Below are 19,704 nucleotides of genomic sequence, written 5' to 3'. Positions count from 1 at the left end.
ATGTTTTCTACGATATTTAATTTTGAATTAAAACGATGGTTCAGAAACCCTTCGTTTTATATATTCGTAATACTGTTTTTTGGAATGTCTTTCCTTTTTGCAGCTGCGAGTTTTGGTGTTTTTGATAGTGTGACCGCGGCCAGAAGCTCTAATGCTTATGCCAATTCGCCTACAGCTTTGAACGGTTTTATCAATAGAATGAATATTCTTATTTATTTCTTGTTGCCCATAATCGTAGGTTCTTCTGTATATAGAGATTTTAGGTTCAATATGCACACGATATTGTTCTCTTATCCTTTTACGAAACTAGATTACATCGCAGGAAAGTTTTTAAGTTCCCTGTTCGTTGTTATTCTAATCACATTGACCATTATTTTAGGAATTGTTGCTGCATCATTCCTGCCGTGGGCAAATCAAGATTTGCTGTTGCCTTTTAATACGGTGGCTTATGCTCAAATTTATCTGATTTATGTTATTCCGAACTTGCTTTTTATCGGAGTTATTATTTTTGCTTTAGTCACGATTACTCGAAATATTTCTATAGGATTTATTGGAATCATCCTAATTTTATTGTTGCAGGTAGTGCTTTCTAGTTTTACACAAAACATCGATAATAGATATGTTGTAGCTTTATGGGAACCTTTTGGAATGGAAGCTGCGTCCTATTATACGAAGTATTGGACCATTTCAGAACAGAATGACAACCTATTGCCGTTTGAAGGCGTAATCATTTACAACAGATTGATTTGGATGGGTATTTCAGTTCTTATTTTAGGATTGCTTTACTATTATTTCTCATTCAGCCAAACCGCTCTGACTATCGGCAAGAGCAAAAAGAATGAAAGAGTTATAAAAAATAATTTTGGTGGAATAACCAAAATCGAATTGCCGGTTGTGAAATTTGACTATTCGAATTGGCAGAATTTAAAGACAGCCTGGAGCTTGTCTAGTGTTGATTTTAAATTTATACTGAAAAACTGGGCATTCATTGTTATTTCGATTGTTGGCCTTCTCTTTTTATTGCTGGTATCAATTTCCACAGGTAACATTTTTGGAACAGAGACTTATCCTGTTACTTGGCAGATGTTAGAGATTTCAGGTGGTTCTTTCACGCTTTTTATCAACGTACTCACATTTTTGTTTGCGGGCATATTAATTCACAGGGCTGATACAACTAGGATGAGCCATCTGATTGATGTCACGCCGATTCCGAATTGGGTTTTGCTGTTCTCGAAATTCATAGCGGTCGTAAAAATGCAGATTTCACTTTTGTTGCTAATATTGGTAGCAGGAGTGCTGATTCAGTCGTATCACGGCTATTATAATTTTGAAATCGGACATTATCTCTTCGAATTATACGGTATAAAAATCTTTAATTTCATGGCTTGGGCCTTATTGGCCGTATTCGTACAGACGATCTTCAAGAACTATCTTTTAGGGTTCTTTGTCCTGATGCTTCTTTCTATAGGATTGCAATTTTTACCGCTATTAGGTGTTGAGCAGGATATCTTCCAATTTAATTCAGATACAGGTTATGCCTATTCAGACATGAACGGCTATGGCCATCAATTAAAAGGTTACTATCTCTATAAATTCTATTGGATTTTGCTCGGAATCGTCTTGTTCTGCACAGCATTACTGTTTTGGAGAAGAGGAATCCCAATGTCGACAAAAGAAAAATTTGCGAACGCAAGAAAACGTTTTTCTCCAAGATTGGCAATTCCGATGATTGTAGCATTAGTAGGTTTCTTAGCAATAGGAAGTGCTATTTATTATGAAAATAATATTACGAATCCATATTATTCCCAAAAAGAAAGCGAAAAGCAAGCTGTCGAGTGGGAAAAGAAATATAAGAAATACCAGCATTATGCACAACCAAGAACCACAGACATCAATGTCGCGATGGATATTTATCCAAAAAGCAGGGATTTCAAGGCAAAAGGCTATTATTTCCTAAAGAATAAATCAAAAGAAAGCATCGATTCTATATTCCTGAATTATAACGGATACGAAAGCAAATTCAAATTCAACAAAGAAGCACAGCTGGTTTCAAAGGATACGCTTTATCATTTTAACATCTATAGGTTGAAATCTCCTCTAGCGCCAGGTGATTCTATAAAACTGGATTTTGAAGTGTATAACAAGCCTAATACCTTTATAACAGACCACTCTCCCGTTTTGGAAAATGGTACATTTATCAATAATATGTACTTCCCATCTATAGGATATTCTGAAGATGCAGAACTTGTAGATGATGAAACAAGAGCAAAATATGGCTTGAAGCCTAAAGACAGAATGGCTAAGGCTACAGATAGCATCGCTAGACAGAATACCTATATCTCAAACGACGCCGACTGGGTAAATTTTGAGACAACAGTCAGCACTTCTGACGACCAGATTGCCATTGCGCCAGGGTATCTTGAAAAACAATGGAAAGAGAACGGCAGAAATTATTTCCATTATAAGATGGACCAAAAAATGCTAAATTTTTATGCCTATCAATCAGCAAGGTATGAAGTGAAAAAGGACAAATGGAAAGACGTAAATATTGAAATCTATTATCAGAAAGGACACGAATACAATATCGACCGAATGATAAAAGGAATCAAAAAATCTCTAGAGTATTATACTGAAAATTTCGGGCCATATCAGCACAAGCAGGCAAGAATTATTGAATTCCCAAGAACCGGTGGTGGTTTTGCCCAATCGTTTGCCAATACGATTCCTTATTCCGAAGCCGTTGGTTTCATAGCCCATGTTGATGATGAAAACGAAAATGCAGTCGATTATCCATTTTCTATAACTTCGCATGAAATGGCGCACCAATGGTGGGCGCATCAAGTTATTGGAGCGAATGTGCAAGGTGCAACGTTGATGTCCGAAAGCTTGTCAGAATACAGCTCGCTAAAAGTGCTAGAGCATGAGTACGGAAAATCACAGATGCGTATGTTCCTAAAAGAGGCGTTGGATAGTTATTTGCAGGGAAGGACCTTTGAGAACAAAAAGGAACAACCGTTGATGTTTAACGAAAACCAACAGTACATTCATTACAACAAAGGATCTTTGGTGTTATACACCTTGAGCGATTATATCGGGGAGAAGAACATGAACAATGCCTTGAAAAAATACATCCAGAAAGTAGCGTATCAAGAAGCTCCTTACACGAATTCTATCGAGTTTGTGTCGTATTTGAACGAGGCGACTCCGGATTCTCTGAAATACATGATCAAGGATATGTTTGAGACCATCACGCTTTATGATAACCGTGTCAAAGGCTTCTCTTCTAAAAAATTGCCGAACGGCAAATACGAAGTGACAATTGATGCACAAGTAAGCAAGTACCGTTCTGATGAAAAAGGAAAAAGATCCTTTAAAGACGAAAATGGCAAAACGCTTACCTATAAAGCAAAAGGAGAGAAATATGCAGTAGAATCCTATCCGCTCAATGACTATGTTGAGGTCGGAATCTTTGGCGAGAAAACCGTAAAAGGCAAGATCAAAGAAAAAGAACTTTATCTCAAAAAGCATAAGATTACCAAAATAGATAATAAGTTCGTTATCGTTATTGACGAAAAGCCTGTTGAAGTAGGAATCGATCCTTACAACAAGCTCATCGATACCGATTCAAACGATAATAGAAGGAAGCTTTAAAAAGCAATTTATTCAGTAATAATAAAGCCTGCAGCTCATTTGACTGCGGGCTTTTTTATGCAAATTAAAATTTTTTAAAATTTGAAAATACTGCTGACAAACTGTTGTCACAAGCCCTGTTTAACTTTGTCATGTAAACAATAAAAAACAAGAAATTATGAATGCAACAGCTCTAGGACCACAGGTAATTACGAAAGAAAATTTATTAAAACATTGGCAAGGACACCGTGCCTTAACTCGTCGTGTCATTGAAGCTTTTCCAGAAAAAGACTTTTTTGAGTTCTCAATAGGAGGAATGAGAACCTTTGCACAGCTAACTTCGGAACTTTTGGCAATCGGTGCTCCAGCGATGAAAGGAATCGTGAATCGCGATGTAAAACCGTATGCAGAAAAATTAGATATCGGAACCACAAAAGCTGATTATTTGAGCAAATGGGATGAAGCGACCGAAGAAATCAATACGTACTGGAATATGCTGGATGTTGCAGATTTCAGCCAAAAATTCAACCTTTTTGGACAGTATGAATTTCCAATTATTGATAATATTTTTTATTTTATCGATAACGAAATTCACCACAGAGGACAAGGCTACGTTTATCTAAGAGCCTTGAATATCCAACCGCCATTTTTTTGGGAAAGAGAACTATAGTCTAGAACGGGTTTTGGAAAGTAATTCCAGAACCCGTTCTTTTAATCGTTCGGGTTCAAGTATCGTTCCATAATCGCCAAACATCATATACCATCTCGGAAAGCCTTCTTCGATATCGCGAGACATAAAGGTCATTTCTACTTTTCCGTCTTCTACTTCTTTCTGTGAGACAAATCCATAGTGTTTTTTCTGCGAAGAAATATACCTTGATATTTTTCTCGGGACCAAAATCCTTACTTGGGTTGTGCTGAATTTTTGCTGATCCTTTTGCATGTACGTTTCTAAATCAGGATGCTCAAGTGTGAATGGCTTGTCAGTCGTCTTGATTTGATGAATTCGGTCTGCCCTGAACTGTCTGTAATCTTTGCGCAAATGGCAAAAGCCGAGCGTATACCAATTGTCGTTTTCGTGAAAAACTCCAACAGGTTCGATAAGCCTTTCAGTCGTGTCGTCAGCTTCTATTGCTTGGTATAATAATATGATTTGGGTTTTTTCGGCAATACTTTTAAAAAGTACTGCCAGCGTATTCGGAACTTTTTCATTAAATAATTTTCCAGTAGGCTGCATCAAGACATTCGACTCAATCGTTGAAACCCAGTCTTTGTCAGAACTTTGTAATACGGCCTTTAGCTTGAATGCCGCTGAAGTATAATGGCTTCGCAATTCCTTATCCGTAAATTTTTCCATAAGCTTTTCGGCTGCGATAAAACTGCTGGCTTCTTCTCTCGTGAACATTACGGGCGGCAATCGGTAGCCTTCCAACAAAGAATAGCCAACGCCAGCTTCGCTATATATCGGAACTCCAGAAGCTTCTAAAGTGCGGATATCGCGATAAATGGTGCGCAGGCTCACTTCAAAGCGATCTGCCAGTTCGTGCGCCTTGATGATTTTTTTGGATTGCAGTTGGATAAGAATCGCTACAATCCTGTCAAACCTTTTTGGAGACTCGTCCATCATAATTGAAAACTATTTGCCAAATCAAATATACGCCAAAACAAAAAACCTCGGCAACTTTCGCTGTCGAGGTTTCTCTCTTTTTTTATTTTTTAGAACTAGTCGTTTAGTTTCAAAACCGCCATAAAAGCTTCTTGCGGAATTTCAACGTTACCAACCTGTCTCATACGTTTTTTACCTTTTTTCTGTTTCTCCAAAAGCTTACGCTTACGAGAAATATCTCCACCGTAACATTTTGCAGTAACGTCTTTTCTTAAGGCTTTGATCGTTTCACGGGCAATAATCTTAGCACCAATCGCAGCTTGGATCGGAATGTCAAACTGCTGTCTTGGAATCAGTTCACGTAGCTTTTCGGTCATTTTCTTACCGATATTATAAGCATTGTCTTCGTGGATCAAAGCAGAAAGCGCGTCAACACCTTGTGCATTCAATAAAATATCCAGTTTTACCAACTTAGAAGTACGCATTCCGATTGGAGAATAGTCAAACGAAGCATATCCTTTTGAAACCGTTTTCAAACGGTCATAAAAATCAAATACGATTTCGGCCAATGGCATATCAAATGTCAATTCAACACGATCTGTCGTCAAATAGGTTTGGTTCGTGATAATACCGCGTTTTTCAATACATAGCGACATTACGTTTCCGACAAAGTCAGATTTTGTAATAATTGTAGCTTTGATGAACGGTTCTTCAACACGATCCAGCCTTGAAGGCTCAGGAAGGTCAGAAGGATTGTTTACTATAAAACCAGTTTCTGGGTCTTTTTTGGTATACGCCAGATACGAAACGTTAGGAACCGTAGTAATTACGGTCATGTCGAATTCACGTTCCAATCGTTCTTGGATGATTTCCATGTGAAGCATTCCCAAGAATCCGCAACGGAAACCGAATCCTAATGCTGCAGAACTTTCAGGAACAAATACTAAAGAAGCATCGTTCAGCTGCAGTTTCTCCATCGAAGCTCTCAAGTCTTCATAATCTTCGGTGTCTACAGGGTAAATTCCAGCGAAAACCATTGGTTTTACATCTTCGAATCCTGTAATCATATTGGTTGTCGGCGTTTTGGCATCGGTTAGCGTATCACCAACTTTTACCTCTTTTGCTTCTTTAATTCCAGAAATCAGATAACCAACATCACCTGCAGAAATCACCTGTTTTGGAACTTGGTTTAGCTTAAGCGTACCAATTTCATCGGCAAAATATTCATTGCCAGTAGCCATAAATTTGATTTTCTGGCCTTTTTTGATCTGTCCGTTGATAACCCTAAAGATTACCTCAATCCCTCTAAAAGGATTATAAACCGAGTCAAAAATCAATGCTTGAAGCGGTTCTTCTGGATTTCCTTTTGGAGGAGGAATTCGCTCAATAATTGCCGACAAGATGTTTTCAACTCCAAATCCGGTTTTTCCAGAGGCATGGATAATCTCTTCTAATTTGCATCCTAACAAATCCACGATATCATCGCTGACTTCTTCCGGATTAGCACTTGGCAAATCTACTTTGTTCAAAACCGGAATAATCTCCAAGTCGTTTTCCAAAGCTAGGTATAGATTAGAAATAGTCTGTGCCTGGATGCTTTGCGCCGCATCGACAATCAAAAGCGCGCCTTCGCAAGCCGCAATCGAACGAGAAACTTCATACGAAAAATCGACGTGTCCCGGAGTATCGATCAAGTTTAGGATATAATCTTCACCTTTATAACGGTATTCCATTTGAATCGCGTGGCTCTTGATAGTAATGCCTCGCTCGCGCTCCAAGTCCATGTTGTCAAGCAATTGGGCTTTTTCTTCACGAGCCGTGACAGTTTGTGTTGCTCCAAGCAAACGGTCAGCAAGCGTACTTTTTCCGTGGTCGATATGTGCAATAATGCAAAAATTCCTAATATGTTTCATCTTCGTTTTATATCAAATTTAATTTGGGCTTGACCTCAAGGGTCAGGCTTTCCCTCCAATCTTTTTCTTTTTTAAAGAAAAAAGAAAAAGGATTTTCGTCCAATCCTTCACGCATTCACGAAAAAAACTATGCTTAAAAACAAGCTCTTTTCTTCGCTTACCGCTTTATTTCCTTAAAGGTAAGGATTTAATCGGCAAATATAGTTTTTTAGTTGTTAAGTTGAAAGGGGAATTTTTAGCAAGAATCGGAGCCAACATTTATCAAATTTGAGTTAAAATCAGGCTTGTTTGGGCACAAAGGTTTTAATCCAAAGATAAATTTCCTATATTTAGTAAAAAGAACAAACCTCATGAAAAAAGTAATTTCAATAATAGCCTTTAGTTTAGCCTGCCTGCTTTCGGTAACATCCTGCAAGAAGAAAGACAAGGATCTTTCGGGCATTGATGTCCACGCAGAAGAAAATGCAATTCATTTTGACAGTACCAAAATAGCTGGATTTTTTTCAAAATATCCTGATTTTAAAGAATTTCAGCCCGAAATAAATGAGTTATATAAAAAACACGATTACCATTATATCTGGTACGATCGTGATGGACTTATCGAATTTGCCGAAGTCTTGTTTGATAAAGTCAATCAGATAAAATCAGAAGGAGTTCAGAATCAAATTCCCTACAAAGAACAGATAAACGATCTTTTTTACGAAGCCAAAGAAAAAAGCGATCCAGATTTGTCTTCGGAGTTGCTGATTTCGTCTATGTATTTTTTCTATGCTAAAAATGTTCTTCATGGCATAGATCCAAAAGAAAGCAGGGAGACCGGTTGGTATCTGCCACGTGAAAAAGGCTCCTATGTTTCCTATTTGGATACGCTTATGAAAGACCCGAATCTTCTGAAAAAAGATGATTCAGAATTAATGCCGCTTTACTACAACCTAAAAAAAGGCTTGCAGCACTATAGAGAAATTGAAAAAAAAGGTGGCTGGGGAACAATCGAGATGGAAGGAGGCGTCAAGTCCCTTAAGCCTGGTGACAGCTCTAAGACTATCGCACAGGTTAGGAAAAGGCTTTTTGTTTCAGGCGATTTAAGCAAAGATTCTGGAAAAAGCCAATTTGACAAGGAACTTTTGCAAGGACTTACAAGCTATAAAAAAAGAAATGCTCGCGAAATGGACAATCTTATTACGCCAGATTTGATCAAGCATCTGAATGTTTCTGTCCAAGATAGGATTAAATCTATTGTGGTAAATATGGAGCGCTGCCGTTGGATTTCTACGGATTATACTAAAGACGGCGAATACATTGCCGTGAACATTCCTTCCTACAGAGTACGTTATTTCAAAGATGGAAAGGTAAAGTTAGAATCGAATGTTGTCGTTGGAAAAGAAATGAATAAGACAGTTGTCTTTAGCGGCCAGATGAGCTATCTCGTTTTTAGTCCTTATTGGAATATTCCAAAGAGCATTATAGAAAAAGAAATAAAGCCCGGAATGGCAAAAGACAAAAATTACCTCGCAAATCATAACATGGAATGGAATAACGGAAAAGTACGTCAAAAGCCGGGTGATAAAAACTCTCTTGGATTGGTGAAGTTTATGTTTCCGAATTCAAACAATATCTATCTGCATGACAGTCCTGCAAAAAGCCTGTTCAATAAAGAAAGCAGAGCTTTTAGCCACGGTTGTGTACGTGTTGAAAAAGCAAGAGATTTAGCCGTAGCAATTTTGGAAGGCGATAAAAATTGGACGCCTCAAAAAATAGACAAAGCAATGCATGCTGGAAAAGAGAATAGTTATGCACTGAAAAAGAAAATTCCTGTTTATATAGCCTATTTTACAGCTTCGGCCGATGAAGAAGGTAATGTGAGCTTTTTTGACGATGTCTACAACAGAGATAGCCGATTAGCTTCTTTGCTCTATAAGCAATAAACCATAAAAAAATGTAGAAAAAAGACTGTGCAACGGCACGGTCTTTTTTTTGCTGTAATGAAACAAGAAACGAGTTTTTTGCTAACTTTACATGCCACATTTATGCCCCACATAAATAACCTACTTATGAAAAAAGACAAATTAGCCATCGCTCTCTTGGACGATGACCACGAAGAGCACCTGCTTTTTAAGGAAGTTGCCGATGATTTCAGCGAAATAAAATCAGTGCTTTCGTTTGCCAAAGGAAAAGAAATGCTTGACTATCTTAGAGGAGAAGACAAAAGCATACTTCCTGACATCTTATTTTTGGATTTAAATATGCCGCTATTATCAGGCCTAGACTGTCTTATCGAAATCAGGAAGAACGAAAAGTATAAAAATCTTCCCGTGGTAATCTATTCAACGTCCAGTTCAGAAAAAGACAAGGAAGCCACCTATCAAAATGGCGCCAATCTTTATGTCAATAAGCCGGTCGAATTTTCAGACATGAGAAAAATTTTCAATGAAGTCCTTAAGATTAATTGGAAAGAACACTCAGGCGCATTCAATTTCCAGAAATTTTTCCTGGCAATTTGATACTAAGTTTTTTCTTGTCGGAATGCCGAAAATGAGGTTAGGTTTTCATTAAATCAAAATTTCGTAATTTTGCAGCAAAATGAAGAAGATGGTCAAGATTGGCAAAATAGAATTACCTGATTTCCCTTTACTTTTAGCGCCTATGGAAGACGTAAGCGATCCGCCGTTCCGCAGATTGTGCAAGCTTCATGGGGCGGATTTGATGTATAGCGAATTTATTTCTTCTGAAGGCCTAATCCGTGACGCCATGAAAAGCCGTCAGAAACTCGATATTTTTGACTATGAAAGGCCAGTTGGAATCCAGATTTTTGGTGGCGACGAAGAAGCAATGGCGCTTTCTGCCAAAATAGTAGAAACAGTCAATCCTGATTTGGTGGATATTAATTTCGGATGCCCTGTCAAAAAAGTAGTCTGTAAAGGAGCCGGAGCCGGAGTCTTGAAAGATGTAGATCTGATGGTTCGTCTGACCAAAGCTGTAATCAAAAGTACACACCTGCCGGTAACTGTAAAAACGAGGCTGGGTTGGGATGAAAATTCCATTAATATTGATGAGGTTGCCGAAAGATTACAGGATGTTGGAGTACAAGCTTTAACGGTACATGCTCGAACAAGAGCCCAGATGTATAAAGGCCATTCCGATTGGACACATATTGAGCGAATCAAAAATAATCCTAGAATTACCATGCCTATCTTTGGCAATGGCGATATTGATTCTCCAGAAAAAGCACTAGAATATAAAAATAGATTTGGTCTTGACGGGATGATGATCGGCCGAGCGGCTATTGGATATCCTTGGATTTTTAACGAAATCAAGCATTATTTCAAGACAGGTGAAAAACTAGCGCAACCGACTATGGAAGACAGGGTCGAGGCTGCAAGGAATCATCTTACTTGGTCTATGGATTGGAAAGGAGAAAGAGTCGGAATTGTAGAAATGAGAAGGCATTATACTAATTATTTCAAAGGCATTCCCGGTTTCAAGGAATACAAGCAAAAATTAGTCACAACCGATGATGCCGAAGGCTTGTTTAGAACATTGGATGAAATCCAAGAAGTTTTTGGCGGTTACCAATTCGTATAAATAAAAAAAATATATAAATAAGAAGGCCTCAGGATTCATAACCCTGAGGCCTTTTTTGTTTTAGACTTCAATACGTTTCCACTTTCCTCTTTTGAAAAGAATGTAACCTGCAATGGTGATGGCCGTTTCTGCAATCGGCACAGCCATAAATACTCCTGTTGGTCCCATTCCTAGCTTTTTAGCCAATACATAAGCCAATGGTATTTGGAAAAGCCAGAATCCGAAGAAATTAATCCAAGTCGGTGTCCATGTGTCTCCGGCACCATTAAAAGTATTGATTAAAACCATTCCGATTCCGTAGAAAATATAGCCAAGACTCATGATTCTGATAGCCTCTACCGCGATTTCTTTCACTCCTTGGTCATTGGTAAAGAGCCCAGCAATATATTCGGCTCCCAAAAGCGTAATCACCATGATGGTTGCCATGAAAATGACATTGTATTTTGCAGTCTGCATTACCGATTTTTCAGCCCTCTCAATCTGCTTAGCACCTAGATTTTGTCCGACCAAAGTCGCAGCAGCATTACTTAGTCCCCAAGCTGGAAGAATAAAGAACATCATGATTCGTAAAGCGGTCTGATATCCAGCTGAACCATGGTCTCCGCCTGTTACGGCAACAAGATTCGCTAGAAAAATCCAGCTACAAGATGCGATGACAAACTGTAAAACTCCAGGAGCCGCTACTTTGATTATCGCTTTGATTTGTTTCCAGTCTGGAATAAGATAAGAAGCGACAATTTTTAAAATGCCTTTTCCATTAAATAAATGATACAGCTGATATAGTACGCCGATGCTTCTTCCCGCAGTTGTTGCTATTGCTGCGCCAGTTAAGCCAAAGGCAGGAATAGGTCCGAAGCCATTGATCAAAATAGGACAAAAGATAATATTGCAGATGTTGGCAATCCAAAGGCTTTTCATTGCTATGGCAGCATTTCCAGCTCCTCTGAATATTCCGTTTATAAGAAACAACAATACGATGCAGAGGCTTCCGCCCATCATTATTCTTGTAAAATTTGTACCATGGAGTGCTGCTTCTGGAGAAGCTCCCATGAGCATTAATATTTCTGTAGCGTATAAAAATCCGAAAATGCTAATGGCAGTATTGATGGCAACTGCTATTACAACAGCTTGCATTCCCGCTTTGGATGCGGCTACAGGATCTTTTTCACCAATCCTTCTGGCGACTACAGCCGTCGCGGCCATACTTAAACCGATGGCTAAGGAGTAGATAACTGTCAAGACAGATTCTGTAAGGCCAACAGTCTGGATGGCAAAGCTGCTGTTTTCGAGATGGCCGACAAAATACAAATCGACCAAGGCAAAAACAGATTCCATCATCATTTCCAAGACCATAGGAATGGCCAATAGGATAACTGCTTTGCGGATATTTCCGGAGGTATAATCGAAATCTGCCTCTCCTTTTAGAGATTGCTTAATTGTAATAAATATGCGAGATAAAAAACTTTGTTTTTGTTCTGATTGTGTCATGATTATTTAATATGATAGTGAACGACACCTTGTTTTTAAGGCGACGGAAAAAAATTATTAATCAAGGCGGCCTAAAAAGTGGTTAGGCCAAAACAAACACAATCATAGTTTTAAGTATTGGATTACAAATGTATGATTATTTTTTTAAGGAAGAAATGTTTTTTTAGTCAAGCAATTTTTTAGTTACTCGGCTGGATGCTATGAGTGAAGAAATAAAGCCAAGCGAAAAGATTGTTGCTAAAACAATAACCAGATTCTCTATGTTGAAAATTACGGGATAGGGCATGGAAGGTGTAACCATGACAAGATTATATTTTTGCTGTAGAAGCACAATAATGATTCCAAGGATTAAGCCAATACTGCCACCTGTAAGTGTCAAGATAGAACCTTGAAACAGGAATATTTTTCGTAGGTTTTTGACTTCGACACCCAAATTATATAAGGTCGTAAGATTGCTTTTTTTATCGATAATCAGCATGATAATAGCTCCTGCCAAGGTAAAAAGCGTAAGTATGATTACCAGCGTAAAAATAAGATAAAGAGCGGTCTGCTCTGTGTTTAGCATCTTATACAGTGAGTCATTTAGTTGTGCTCTGTTTTTTACGGTTAATGTATTGTTGAAGATGGTTTGTAGTTGCTCAGAAATAGCGGCTTCATCAGCTCCAGGCTTAAGCTTGAATTCTATTCCGGTTACTTGATTTGGCTTGAATTCTAAAAGTTCTTGAGCCAGATTCAAATCGGCGAAAACATATTTTTCATCCAATTCCTCACTGACGGCATAAACGCCTACAGGAAGAATAGCAGATTTGTTAAAAGCTTGTTCGGCATTATTAATAGTACCTCCTGGTTTTGGCACATAAACTTCTAACGGATTGCTGTAACTTAATAATCCGAGTGAAAGTTTTTGGTAAATTCCATAGCCTACAACAACTTGCGGTGTTTTAGGTTCCAGCCATTCACCTATATTCAGGCTTTTTTCGACGTTATTGATTTTAGAATAAATGCTGTCGACGCCTTTAAGATATGTCACGACCTCTTTTCCTTCATATAAAAAAAGAACACGTTCTTCAATGATGCGGCTTTTTGTAGCAATTCCGTTGATTTTTTCGATTTTTTTCTCTTGTTCTGGGGAGATGAAAAAAGATTTTCCTAAAGTGCTCGTGATTTTAAGGTCTGGGTCAAAATCGTTTGAAAAGGAAAGGCTGAAGTCTTTTAGGCCGCTAAAAACAGAAAGCACCACAAACAAAGCGCCGGCACCTACGATAATTCCTAGAGAAGCAATGCCGGTAATGATATTGATGGCGCTGCTTTTGCTAAAGCTTACAGTGTAACGTCGCGCTATGTAAAAAGGAAAATTCAAGCTATGATTTTTTTCTTTTTTCTAACAGGTCACGGTTTTCTATTGGATTTTCTTTGCCAGCTAGGGCTTTGTCTATTTTTTCGATGTAATCTAACGAATCGTCAATAAAAAAAGTAAGGTTAGGTACTTTTCGCAATTGCAAGCGTACTCTTTGAGACAAGTCGTGCTTGATTAATGGCGTATTTGTTTTTATAGCAGCCAATAATTCAGGTGCTTTTTCCGGTGGGAAAATGCTTAAATGTACGGTTGCTACTGATAAATCTGAGGTTACGCTAACTTTAGAAACAGAAATCACTAAATTCGGGATTCCATTTTTTCTCACTTCGCCTTGAAGGATGTCTACCAAATCTTTTTGGAGAACGCTTCCTATTTTTTTCTGTCTGTTTGTTTCCATCCTGCAAAAATACGATTAATTTTAGAGTGGCAAAGGTTCTGAGTAACAAAGGTAAAAGATTGAAGCGGCAGGAAAGGGAATAAGTTTTTATATTTGCCGATATCAAGACTAATAAGACAAACAATGAGAAAAATAGAGCATATTGGCATTGCAGTAAAAAACTTAGAAGAATCGAATCTTCTTTTTGAAAAGCTTTTCGGTGCTCCTGCTTATAAAATGGAAGAGGTAGCGAGCGAAGGCGTGAAGACTTCTTTTTTTATGAATGGCCCCAATAAGATAGAGCTGTTGGAAGCTACCAATCCTGAAAGCCCGATTGCTAAATTTTTAGAAAAAAAAGGCGAAGGGATCCATCATATTGCTTTTGATGTTGAGGATATTGTTTCAGAAATAAAAAGATTACAATCGGAGGGTTTTACGGTTTTGAATGAGATTCCGAAAAAAGGAGCAGATAACAAGCTGGTCGCTTTTTTACACCCAAAAGGTACAAATGGTGTACTGATTGAATTGTGCCAAGAAATAAGATAAGCAAGCTTTTAAATCAGAAAACGTGTTGTTCTTAAAAAGAATGAAGCAAAAGCAAAGGTTCAGCTTGTTTTTTACACCTTAAAAAAGCGAGTTTCCTGCTAAATTATTTGCAACATATTAAATTTAGTAGTAATATTGCAACCTCTTAACCGGTCCTATAGCTCAGCTGGTTAGAGCACCTGACTCATAATCAGGTGGTCCCTGGTTCGAGCCCAGGTGGGACCACGAAAACCCTTCCAATAAAATTGGAAGGGTTTTTTGTTTTTTAGAAAAATATAATCTACTGATTTTTAGAAGCAAAATACAGTCAAAATTTATAAGTAGCAGATTTTTATTTCCTAATTATTTTTGTAAGTTGTTGAAATTTTATATCTTCCGTTTTTAAAAAATAACCACTACTTCAAAACCCCACTATTTTGAAAAATTTTTTAACTTCTGTTTCTATGGTCGTTGAAGAGGAATCAAGGATTTCATTTCGACTGTTAAAAGTGTTTTTGATTACCCTATCAATTATTTGTATGGTATTGCTGACGTTTTATAACTTCAAGGTATTTGCTACTGGAGGCAGTAGTAACGGTTTAGACTTTTTACTTCGGATTGCCTATAGCTTGTATTAGTCTGGAATGATTTTTTGTTCTTCTAAGTTGGAGTAGATTTCTGCTTCAGCAGCTTTTTACTACGAGCTGTATATCCAATTGCATGGCATATTCCATTCGTTTGACACCGCTGATTTTTTTTGCTTTCTTCAGGTCATTTTCTATAGCTTCAATAGCTCCTCCGCGTGACCAGTTTTGATTAAATGATATTTCCCAAGCCATATTCAGATTCTTGATCTTGAACCACAGCTCTTTTGATAAGACGTTATTAAAAATATTTTTTTGTTCCTCAGTGGCATCGGGCAACTCTAAAATGACTAAAGCTTTGTATCCCATGATTCATAAAATTAGGCAGATTGGTACCCAAATTTACTGTTGGTCAGGCCCATTTCCTTACGGTTTTCCGTAAAGGCGTTTTTTTATGTTTTTTTTAGCATCTCAAAATAAAAAAACCGACAAGAATGTCGGTTGAGAAATAGCAGGCTTGGGGTGCTGTTATATGAGTCCTAGATCTTTTGCATTGCTGATCAGATGGATAGTGTTCTTTGCCTTGAAATAGAGCTTGAGCTTGTTTATTCTCTTCTCAATGCTGCTGTTGCTGGAGGGCACATTGCCTTGCTTCTTGAATTTGGCACCTATTTCATCTTGCGTCAAGCCGATGGACAAGTATTTGATAAGCTTGAGGTCATATTCCTCAATTTCAATGATATTATTGGCTTGAAATATATTAGAAAGTGGAGCCGCGACGTAATTTTCGGTGCTTCCAGCTAAGGCTAAGACGGCTTTTTCCAGCTCTTTGGATCCTTCGCGTCCTTTGGATACATATCCGTTTATGCCGCATTCTTCAAATAATGCTTTTATTTTATAGGAACGGTCTTCTATGGAGTAGGCTATGACCTTTAATTCTGGCTGTGTTTCCTTGACGCTCCTGATAAGATCTTCCCCGGATTCTAGCACAGTGTCTCGATGATCTTGCTTAAAAGAAAGATCTGTTATCAGCAAATCATAAGGTTCTTCATCTAACAGTGCTTTTTTGACTTTTAGATAAGCCTCGTCACAGTATTTGGCATGATGAATTTCAGCATGTGTCAGCTGGTCAAGCTGTGAAATTACCGAAGTCTGTATACTGTCAATGTCTTCTGCAATCAAAATTTTTTTAAACATAGTCTTAAATTTTTTAAACAGGATAGCCAAAAGAAAGCTTTACTCCTCTGTTTGTCTGTATGTCAAAAATAAGCGTTCCTCGGATGCTTTTTATACGGTTTTCCACATTCTGAAGGCCATTTTTTAAAATAGTTTTTCCAAGTGGCATTCCAATGCCATTGTCCGAATATTGGACGTTAATTTTTTTATCAGCAGTCGAAAAATCAATAACAGCTAGGGTGGCTTGGCTGTGCTTTTTCATGTTGACCATTAATTCTTGGAGAACGCGGTAGGTTACCAATTTCTTGTTTTCATCTATTTTTATCCAATCGACAGCATCAATACCTTTAATCAACACATTGAGCGATTCTGTCTGGTATTCAGAAAGCATTTCTTTTAACTGTCTTGAGAAATTTTCACCCAATTCGACAGGACTATTTTCTCTTGATATATCCCGGGTTCTTAAATATACGCTGTCTAGCGAATGTATAAGTGCTTCTTTTTTTTCTGGTTTCTCTAAGTTTTGTGTCGAGGCAAATGTCATGACATTATAAACGTCATTTGCAAGCTCGTCATGTACTTTTTTTGCAATTCGTGTTTCAGTATTGTAAGCCTCTTGAAACTTTTCTTTTTCATGCCTGGATTTCAATAATCTGTATAATAACGTTCCAACGAGCACAAGAAATGATATCGTGAGTAATAAGAGCTCATTTCTGCGTTTTACTTTTTCTGCTTTTAACTTGTTTTCTGCATTTTCTGCTTGATATTTTAGTGATTCTTCTTCAACTTGTTTGGAATCGTAACGAATTTTGGCAAACTGATTTTTTGCTTTCTGACGAACGATTTTTATACTATCGTTCAACTTCGTATATTCAGAAAACAGTTTGTCGGCTTCTTGTCTTGAATTCGATGTCTTGGAAATAAATTTAATAGCGTCAAGCTTATCGTCGGTATTTTTTAGTCTGTTTGCAAGGCTATAGGCTCTTTCTGCATAATTTCTTGATAATGCAGGATTGCTTTGGAGATAGTATTCCGAAAGATGCAGGCAGCTTGCTGATAATCCAAATTCATCATGAATAGAATCTTTTATTTTTAAAGCTTCTAGCATATAAGTAATTCCTCTTTTATCATTTGACATAAAATAAGAATATCCCAAGTTGTCCATTGCTTTTGCTTTGAGTTCTGTATTTGAGCTTGAACTTTTTTTAGAAATAAGAACCTTAAGGATTGCTATTGCCTTTGCATATTCTTTCTTGTCCATATAGACTAAGGCTATATTGTTCATTACTGCGTCTTTTGATATAGGGTCTTCAGTGTTTTTATACGCTTTATCATAATAAAACAAGGCATTCTCATAATTGAAAAGCTGCTTGTAAGACATACCTAGGAAATTATAAGCGGCTACGAGATAGGACGTATTTCCTGTGTTTTTTAGGCATTCTAAAGCATTTGTTGCTGTCGTTTCAGCGCCATAATAATCAGAAGAAATTCGCTGCAGGTCGGTCATCATCAATAAGCTATATCCAGCTCTCAGGCTATCTTTTGCTTTCAGGTATTCCGTTTTTGAACGATCATAATAGGCAAAGCTGCTGTCAACATTTATTGCTGAAAAATACGAAGCATAGAGATAGTAATATCCACCGAGATACGTTTTGCTTTTTGTCTTGAATGCTAGATGTTTCAGTCTCGTGAGATAATATCTAGAACTGTCCTTTCCATAAAGAAGATCGTGCTCTATCTTATTGTATAAACTCTTATATTGAGAAGAGTCATTTTTAGAAGCAACGCCTATGCGGTAGGCCTTATTGCTGTAGTCAAGCTGTTTTTCTTCTGAAAATGTATTGTCATAAGACAGCTTCATATAATGCTCGAGACTGTCGGTAGTAGAACTTCCTTTTTTTACGGGCATGCTTTCTCCGCATGAAATGAGTATCAATGTTATAAAAAAAAGCAAAATCGGGGAGTAATGCTTCATAGAAGAATGTTTCCCCGAAAATACTAAAACTGTTTTACAAAAACTTTTTTTATTTATACTTTTTGGCCTATGGCGTTAAAACAGGAGGCGGTGGAGGTGGTTTTGTAGAAGTGTTTGTGTTATTACCGCCGCTATCGTCTGCTTGCTGGCTCATTCCGTTGACTTCATCTGTCGTATCATCTGCTGTGCAGGAGATAAACAGGGTGCTAGAGGCTATGATAGCCAGAGCTAGAATTAATTTTCTCATCTTTTTAGTATTAAAGTTTGACATAGAGGATTCTATTTCGATACTGTTTTTCGAAATTTTAATCCGTCGTTTTTAATGGGTGGTGGCCCTTTTTTTGGGAAGTTCAGCATGCTAAAACAGAAGAGAAGATCATACTTCCCGAATGGTCATTCCATCCTGTTTAGCAACACTGAGGTAAAATCAGTTTTGTACATTTGTCCCAAATGCATGTTAGGACAGGAACTGATTTCTGAGGCAAAGTAAATCTGGTTTTTGCTAGTGATAGCAAGGGAATTCCGATGATTCCGATAATTCCGAACGATTCCAATTAATTCTGAATTTATAAATATGAAAAATAATTTTGAAGAATATAAAAAGGCCATCATAACCCGGTATGAAGAAGAAAAAATGGGAAAATATTCAGATTTGCTTTTAGATCCCACTCCCGCAAATCTTAAAAGATTATGCCTTCTTATCAGTGAAGAAGAAATGAGATTTTCTGATCTTGTTACTTTTCGTCATTTCTTTTGTTTTAAGACTGAAGATGATATTGCAAAGTGGATTAAAAATTTCGATACCGAAAAATTCAAGCCCTTAAGTACCTTCCTGAAGTTAGGAACCAATCTCAAGGATTACCGAAGCGCAAATTTGATTGCAGTCTTGGTAGATTTTAAGCAGAGGCCCTATACGAAGTTTTTAGATCCTAATCATCCTGTAAATGCCGATGACCATAGAAGTAATAATGGAAGTTGGACATCGCCTTCGAGAGATTACTTTTCTGAAAGAATGGCTATCTCAAAACCGGATGAAAACAACCATCAGTTGATGATAAAACCTCCTATGTCGAAAAAGGTGGTGCTGACATTGAGTCTCTTGGGCGGAATTCTTTTTTCTGCTTTTGTTTTAAAAGATGTTTTTGATGACAAATGCATGATTTGGAAAGGAGACCACTATGAAAAGTTTGATTGTGACGAAAATCGGGCTTTTGGTGAAATGAGCTATGATAATGTGGTTGCCTTGAATAAGGATGTATTAGAAAATTTCAGAAAGATAGAAATTAGTGATACGACCACTTTTTTTATCAATGATCGGCCGATGGTCTGGTATATAAAGCAAGATGGAAAATGTGAGTTTTTTTCATGCAGTGGTATTCATCCTATTACTAGAAAGCAACTCCGGCCCATTACAAAACATATGGTTGAAAAACACATCCTAAAGGTTCACAATAAGAAATAATTTGGGGAAGTTTTCTTAAGGATTTTGTAG

General features: G+C 37.5%; 16 protein-coding genes and 1 tRNA gene. 8 read left to right on the top strand and 9 right to left on the bottom strand.

Going from position 1 to position 19,704, the window contains the following annotated elements:
• Together OLM56_RS02520 and OLM56_RS02515 are read left to right on the top strand one after the other, a co-directional pair.
• Positions 1-3,651, top strand: a complete 3,651-nt coding sequence (locus OLM56_RS02520) for an ABC transporter permease/M1 family aminopeptidase (protein WP_264528203.1) — start codon at positions 1-3, stop codon at positions 3,649-3,651.
• A gap of 157 nt (positions 3,652-3,808) precedes the next feature.
• The gene (locus OLM56_RS02515; RefSeq protein ID WP_182492969.1) at positions 3,809-4,300 is read left to right on the top strand and encodes a DinB family protein; all 492 of its coding nucleotides are present in this window, start codon (positions 3,809-3,811) and stop codon (positions 4,298-4,300) included.
• Here the strand turns inward: OLM56_RS02515 and OLM56_RS02510 are convergent.
• Together OLM56_RS02510 and lepA are read right to left on the bottom strand one after the other, a co-directional pair.
• Entirely contained in the window at positions 4,295-5,257 is a 963-nt protein-coding gene (locus tag OLM56_RS02510; RefSeq protein ID WP_264528202.1) for a helix-turn-helix transcriptional regulator, read from the bottom strand. The two genes, OLM56_RS02515 and OLM56_RS02510, sit on opposite strands and share 6 nt — an antisense overlap.
• A 95-nt stretch (positions 5,258-5,352) precedes the next feature.
• Positions 5,353-7,149, bottom strand: a complete 1,797-nt coding sequence (gene lepA / locus OLM56_RS02505) for a translation elongation factor 4 (protein ID WP_264528201.1) — start codon at positions 7,147-7,149, stop codon at positions 5,353-5,355.
• Between the two features lie 350 nt (positions 7,150-7,499).
• On the opposite strand from lepA, the gene OLM56_RS02500 reads away from it, so the two are divergent.
• From OLM56_RS02500 to dusB, 3 genes are all read left to right on the top strand, one after another.
• Positions 7,500-9,074, top strand: coding sequence for a L,D-transpeptidase family protein (locus OLM56_RS02500; protein WP_264528200.1), 1,575 nt, complete (start codon positions 7,500-7,502; stop codon positions 9,072-9,074).
• 126 nt (positions 9,075-9,200) lie between these two features.
• Positions 9,201-9,650: a response regulator gene (locus OLM56_RS02495; protein ID WP_121375493.1), complete on the top strand. Its 450-nt coding sequence runs from the start codon at positions 9,201-9,203 to the stop codon at positions 9,648-9,650.
• Positions 9,651-9,738: 88 nt separating this feature from the next.
• Positions 9,739-10,731 carry a tRNA dihydrouridine synthase DusB gene (gene dusB, locus OLM56_RS02490; protein WP_264528989.1) on the top strand — a complete coding sequence of 331 codons (993 nt, stop codon included), beginning with the start codon at positions 9,739-9,741 and terminating at the stop codon, positions 10,729-10,731.
• A 60-nt stretch (positions 10,732-10,791) separates the two neighbouring features.
• Here the strand turns inward: dusB and OLM56_RS02485 are convergent, their stop codons facing one another.
• The 3 genes from OLM56_RS02485 to rbfA form a co-directional block, all read right to left on the bottom strand.
• Positions 10,792-12,219 carry an MATE family efflux transporter gene (locus OLM56_RS02485; protein WP_264528199.1) on the bottom strand — a complete coding sequence of 476 codons (1,428 nt, stop codon included), beginning with the start codon at positions 12,217-12,219 and terminating at the stop codon, positions 10,792-10,794.
• A 163-nt stretch (positions 12,220-12,382) separates the two neighbouring features.
• Positions 12,383-13,579, bottom strand: coding sequence for an ABC transporter permease (locus tag OLM56_RS02480; RefSeq protein WP_264528198.1), 1,197 nt, complete (start codon positions 13,577-13,579; stop codon positions 12,383-12,385).
• Between the two features lies 1 nt (position 13,580).
• Complete coding sequence (gene rbfA, locus OLM56_RS02475; RefSeq protein ID WP_121375489.1) at positions 13,581-13,973, bottom strand: 30S ribosome-binding factor RbfA; 393 nt, start codon at positions 13,971-13,973, stop codon at positions 13,581-13,583.
• A 123-nt stretch (positions 13,974-14,096) separates the two neighbouring features.
• On the opposite strand from rbfA, the gene mce reads away from it, so the two are divergent.
• A complete protein-coding gene (mce, locus tag OLM56_RS02470; RefSeq protein ID WP_264528197.1) occupies positions 14,097-14,498 on the top strand; it encodes a methylmalonyl-CoA epimerase in 402 nt (133 codons plus the stop codon).
• Positions 14,499-14,649: 151 nt separating this feature from the next.
• Positions 14,650-14,723, top strand: a tRNA-Ile gene (locus tag OLM56_RS02465).
• 437 nt (positions 14,724-15,160) lie between these two features.
• Here OLM56_RS02465 and OLM56_RS02460 read toward each other — a convergent pair.
• From OLM56_RS02460 to OLM56_RS02445, 4 genes are all read right to left on the bottom strand, one after another.
• Complete coding sequence (locus OLM56_RS02460; RefSeq protein ID WP_121375487.1) at positions 15,161-15,430, bottom strand: hypothetical protein; 270 nt, start codon at positions 15,428-15,430, stop codon at positions 15,161-15,163.
• Positions 15,431-15,589: 159 nt separating this feature from the next.
• Entirely contained in the window at positions 15,590-16,258 is a 669-nt protein-coding gene (locus OLM56_RS02455; protein WP_121376237.1) for a response regulator, read from the bottom strand.
• Positions 16,259-16,271: 13 nt separating this feature from the next.
• A complete protein-coding gene (locus OLM56_RS02450) occupies positions 16,272-18,212 on the bottom strand; it encodes a CDC27 family protein (protein ID WP_264528196.1) in 1,941 nt (646 codons plus the stop codon).
• A gap of 67 nt (positions 18,213-18,279) precedes the next feature.
• Positions 18,280-18,459 carry a hypothetical protein gene (locus OLM56_RS02445; RefSeq protein WP_147406587.1) on the bottom strand — a complete coding sequence of 60 codons (180 nt, stop codon included), beginning with the start codon at positions 18,457-18,459 and terminating at the stop codon, positions 18,280-18,282.
• Positions 18,460-18,786: 327 nt separating this feature from the next.
• On the opposite strand from OLM56_RS02445, the gene OLM56_RS02440 reads away from it, so the two are divergent.
• A complete protein-coding gene (locus tag OLM56_RS02440) occupies positions 18,787-19,674 on the top strand; it encodes a hypothetical protein (RefSeq protein WP_264528195.1) in 888 nt (295 codons plus the stop codon).
• The last annotated feature ends 30 nt before the right edge of the window (positions 19,675-19,704 follow it).

This window comes from Flavobacterium sp. N2550, from assembly GCF_025947265.1.
In the GTDB taxonomy this organism is placed as follows: domain Bacteria; phylum Bacteroidota; class Bacteroidia; order Flavobacteriales; family Flavobacteriaceae; genus Flavobacterium; species Flavobacterium endophyticum.
Note: the sequence above shows the minus strand (reverse complement) of the source record. Positions and strands in the feature narration are given on the sequence as shown.

Bases quoted from the DNA above. Each gene is read 5' to 3' on its own strand.
- OLM56_RS02445 (WP_147406587.1), bottom strand. From the start codon at position 18,459: ATGAGAAAATTAATTCTAGCTCTGGCTATCATAGCCTCTAGCACCCTG.
- OLM56_RS02515 (WP_182492969.1), top strand. From the start codon at position 3,809: ATGAATGCAACAGCTCTAGGACCACAGGTAATTACGAAAGAAAATTTA.
- OLM56_RS02510 (WP_264528202.1), bottom strand. From the start codon at position 5,257: ATGATGGACGAGTCTCCAAAAAGGTTTGACAGGATTGTAGCGATTCTT.
- OLM56_RS02460 (WP_121375487.1), bottom strand. From the start codon at position 15,430: ATGGGATACAAAGCTTTAGTCATTTTAGAGTTGCCCGATGCCACTGAG.
- OLM56_RS02440 (WP_264528195.1), top strand. From the start codon at position 18,787: ATGAAAAATAATTTTGAAGAATATAAAAAGGCCATCATAACCCGGTAT.
- OLM56_RS02495 (WP_121375493.1), top strand. From the start codon at position 9,201: ATGAAAAAAGACAAATTAGCCATCGCTCTCTTGGACGATGACCACGAA.
- OLM56_RS02500 (WP_264528200.1), top strand. From the start codon at position 7,500: ATGAAAAAAGTAATTTCAATAATAGCCTTTAGTTTAGCCTGCCTGCTT.
- dusB (WP_264528989.1), top strand. From the start codon at position 9,739: ATGGTCAAGATTGGCAAAATAGAATTACCTGATTTCCCTTTACTTTTA.
- lepA (WP_264528201.1), bottom strand. From the start codon at position 7,149: ATGAAACATATTAGGAATTTTTGCATTATTGCACATATCGACCACGGA.
- OLM56_RS02485 (WP_264528199.1), bottom strand. From the start codon at position 12,219: ATGACACAATCAGAACAAAAACAAAGTTTTTTATCTCGCATATTTATT.
- OLM56_RS02520 (WP_264528203.1), top strand. From the start codon at position 1: ATGTTTTCTACGATATTTAATTTTGAATTAAAACGATGGTTCAGAAAC.
- OLM56_RS02450 (WP_264528196.1), bottom strand. From the start codon at position 18,212: ATGAAGCATTACTCCCCGATTTTGCTTTTTTTTATAACATTGATACTC.
- OLM56_RS02455 (WP_121376237.1), bottom strand. From the start codon at position 16,258: ATGTTTAAAAAAATTTTGATTGCAGAAGACATTGACAGTATACAGACT.
- mce (WP_264528197.1), top strand. From the start codon at position 14,097: ATGAGAAAAATAGAGCATATTGGCATTGCAGTAAAAAACTTAGAAGAA.
- rbfA (WP_121375489.1), bottom strand. From the start codon at position 13,973: ATGGAAACAAACAGACAGAAAAAAATAGGAAGCGTTCTCCAAAAAGAT.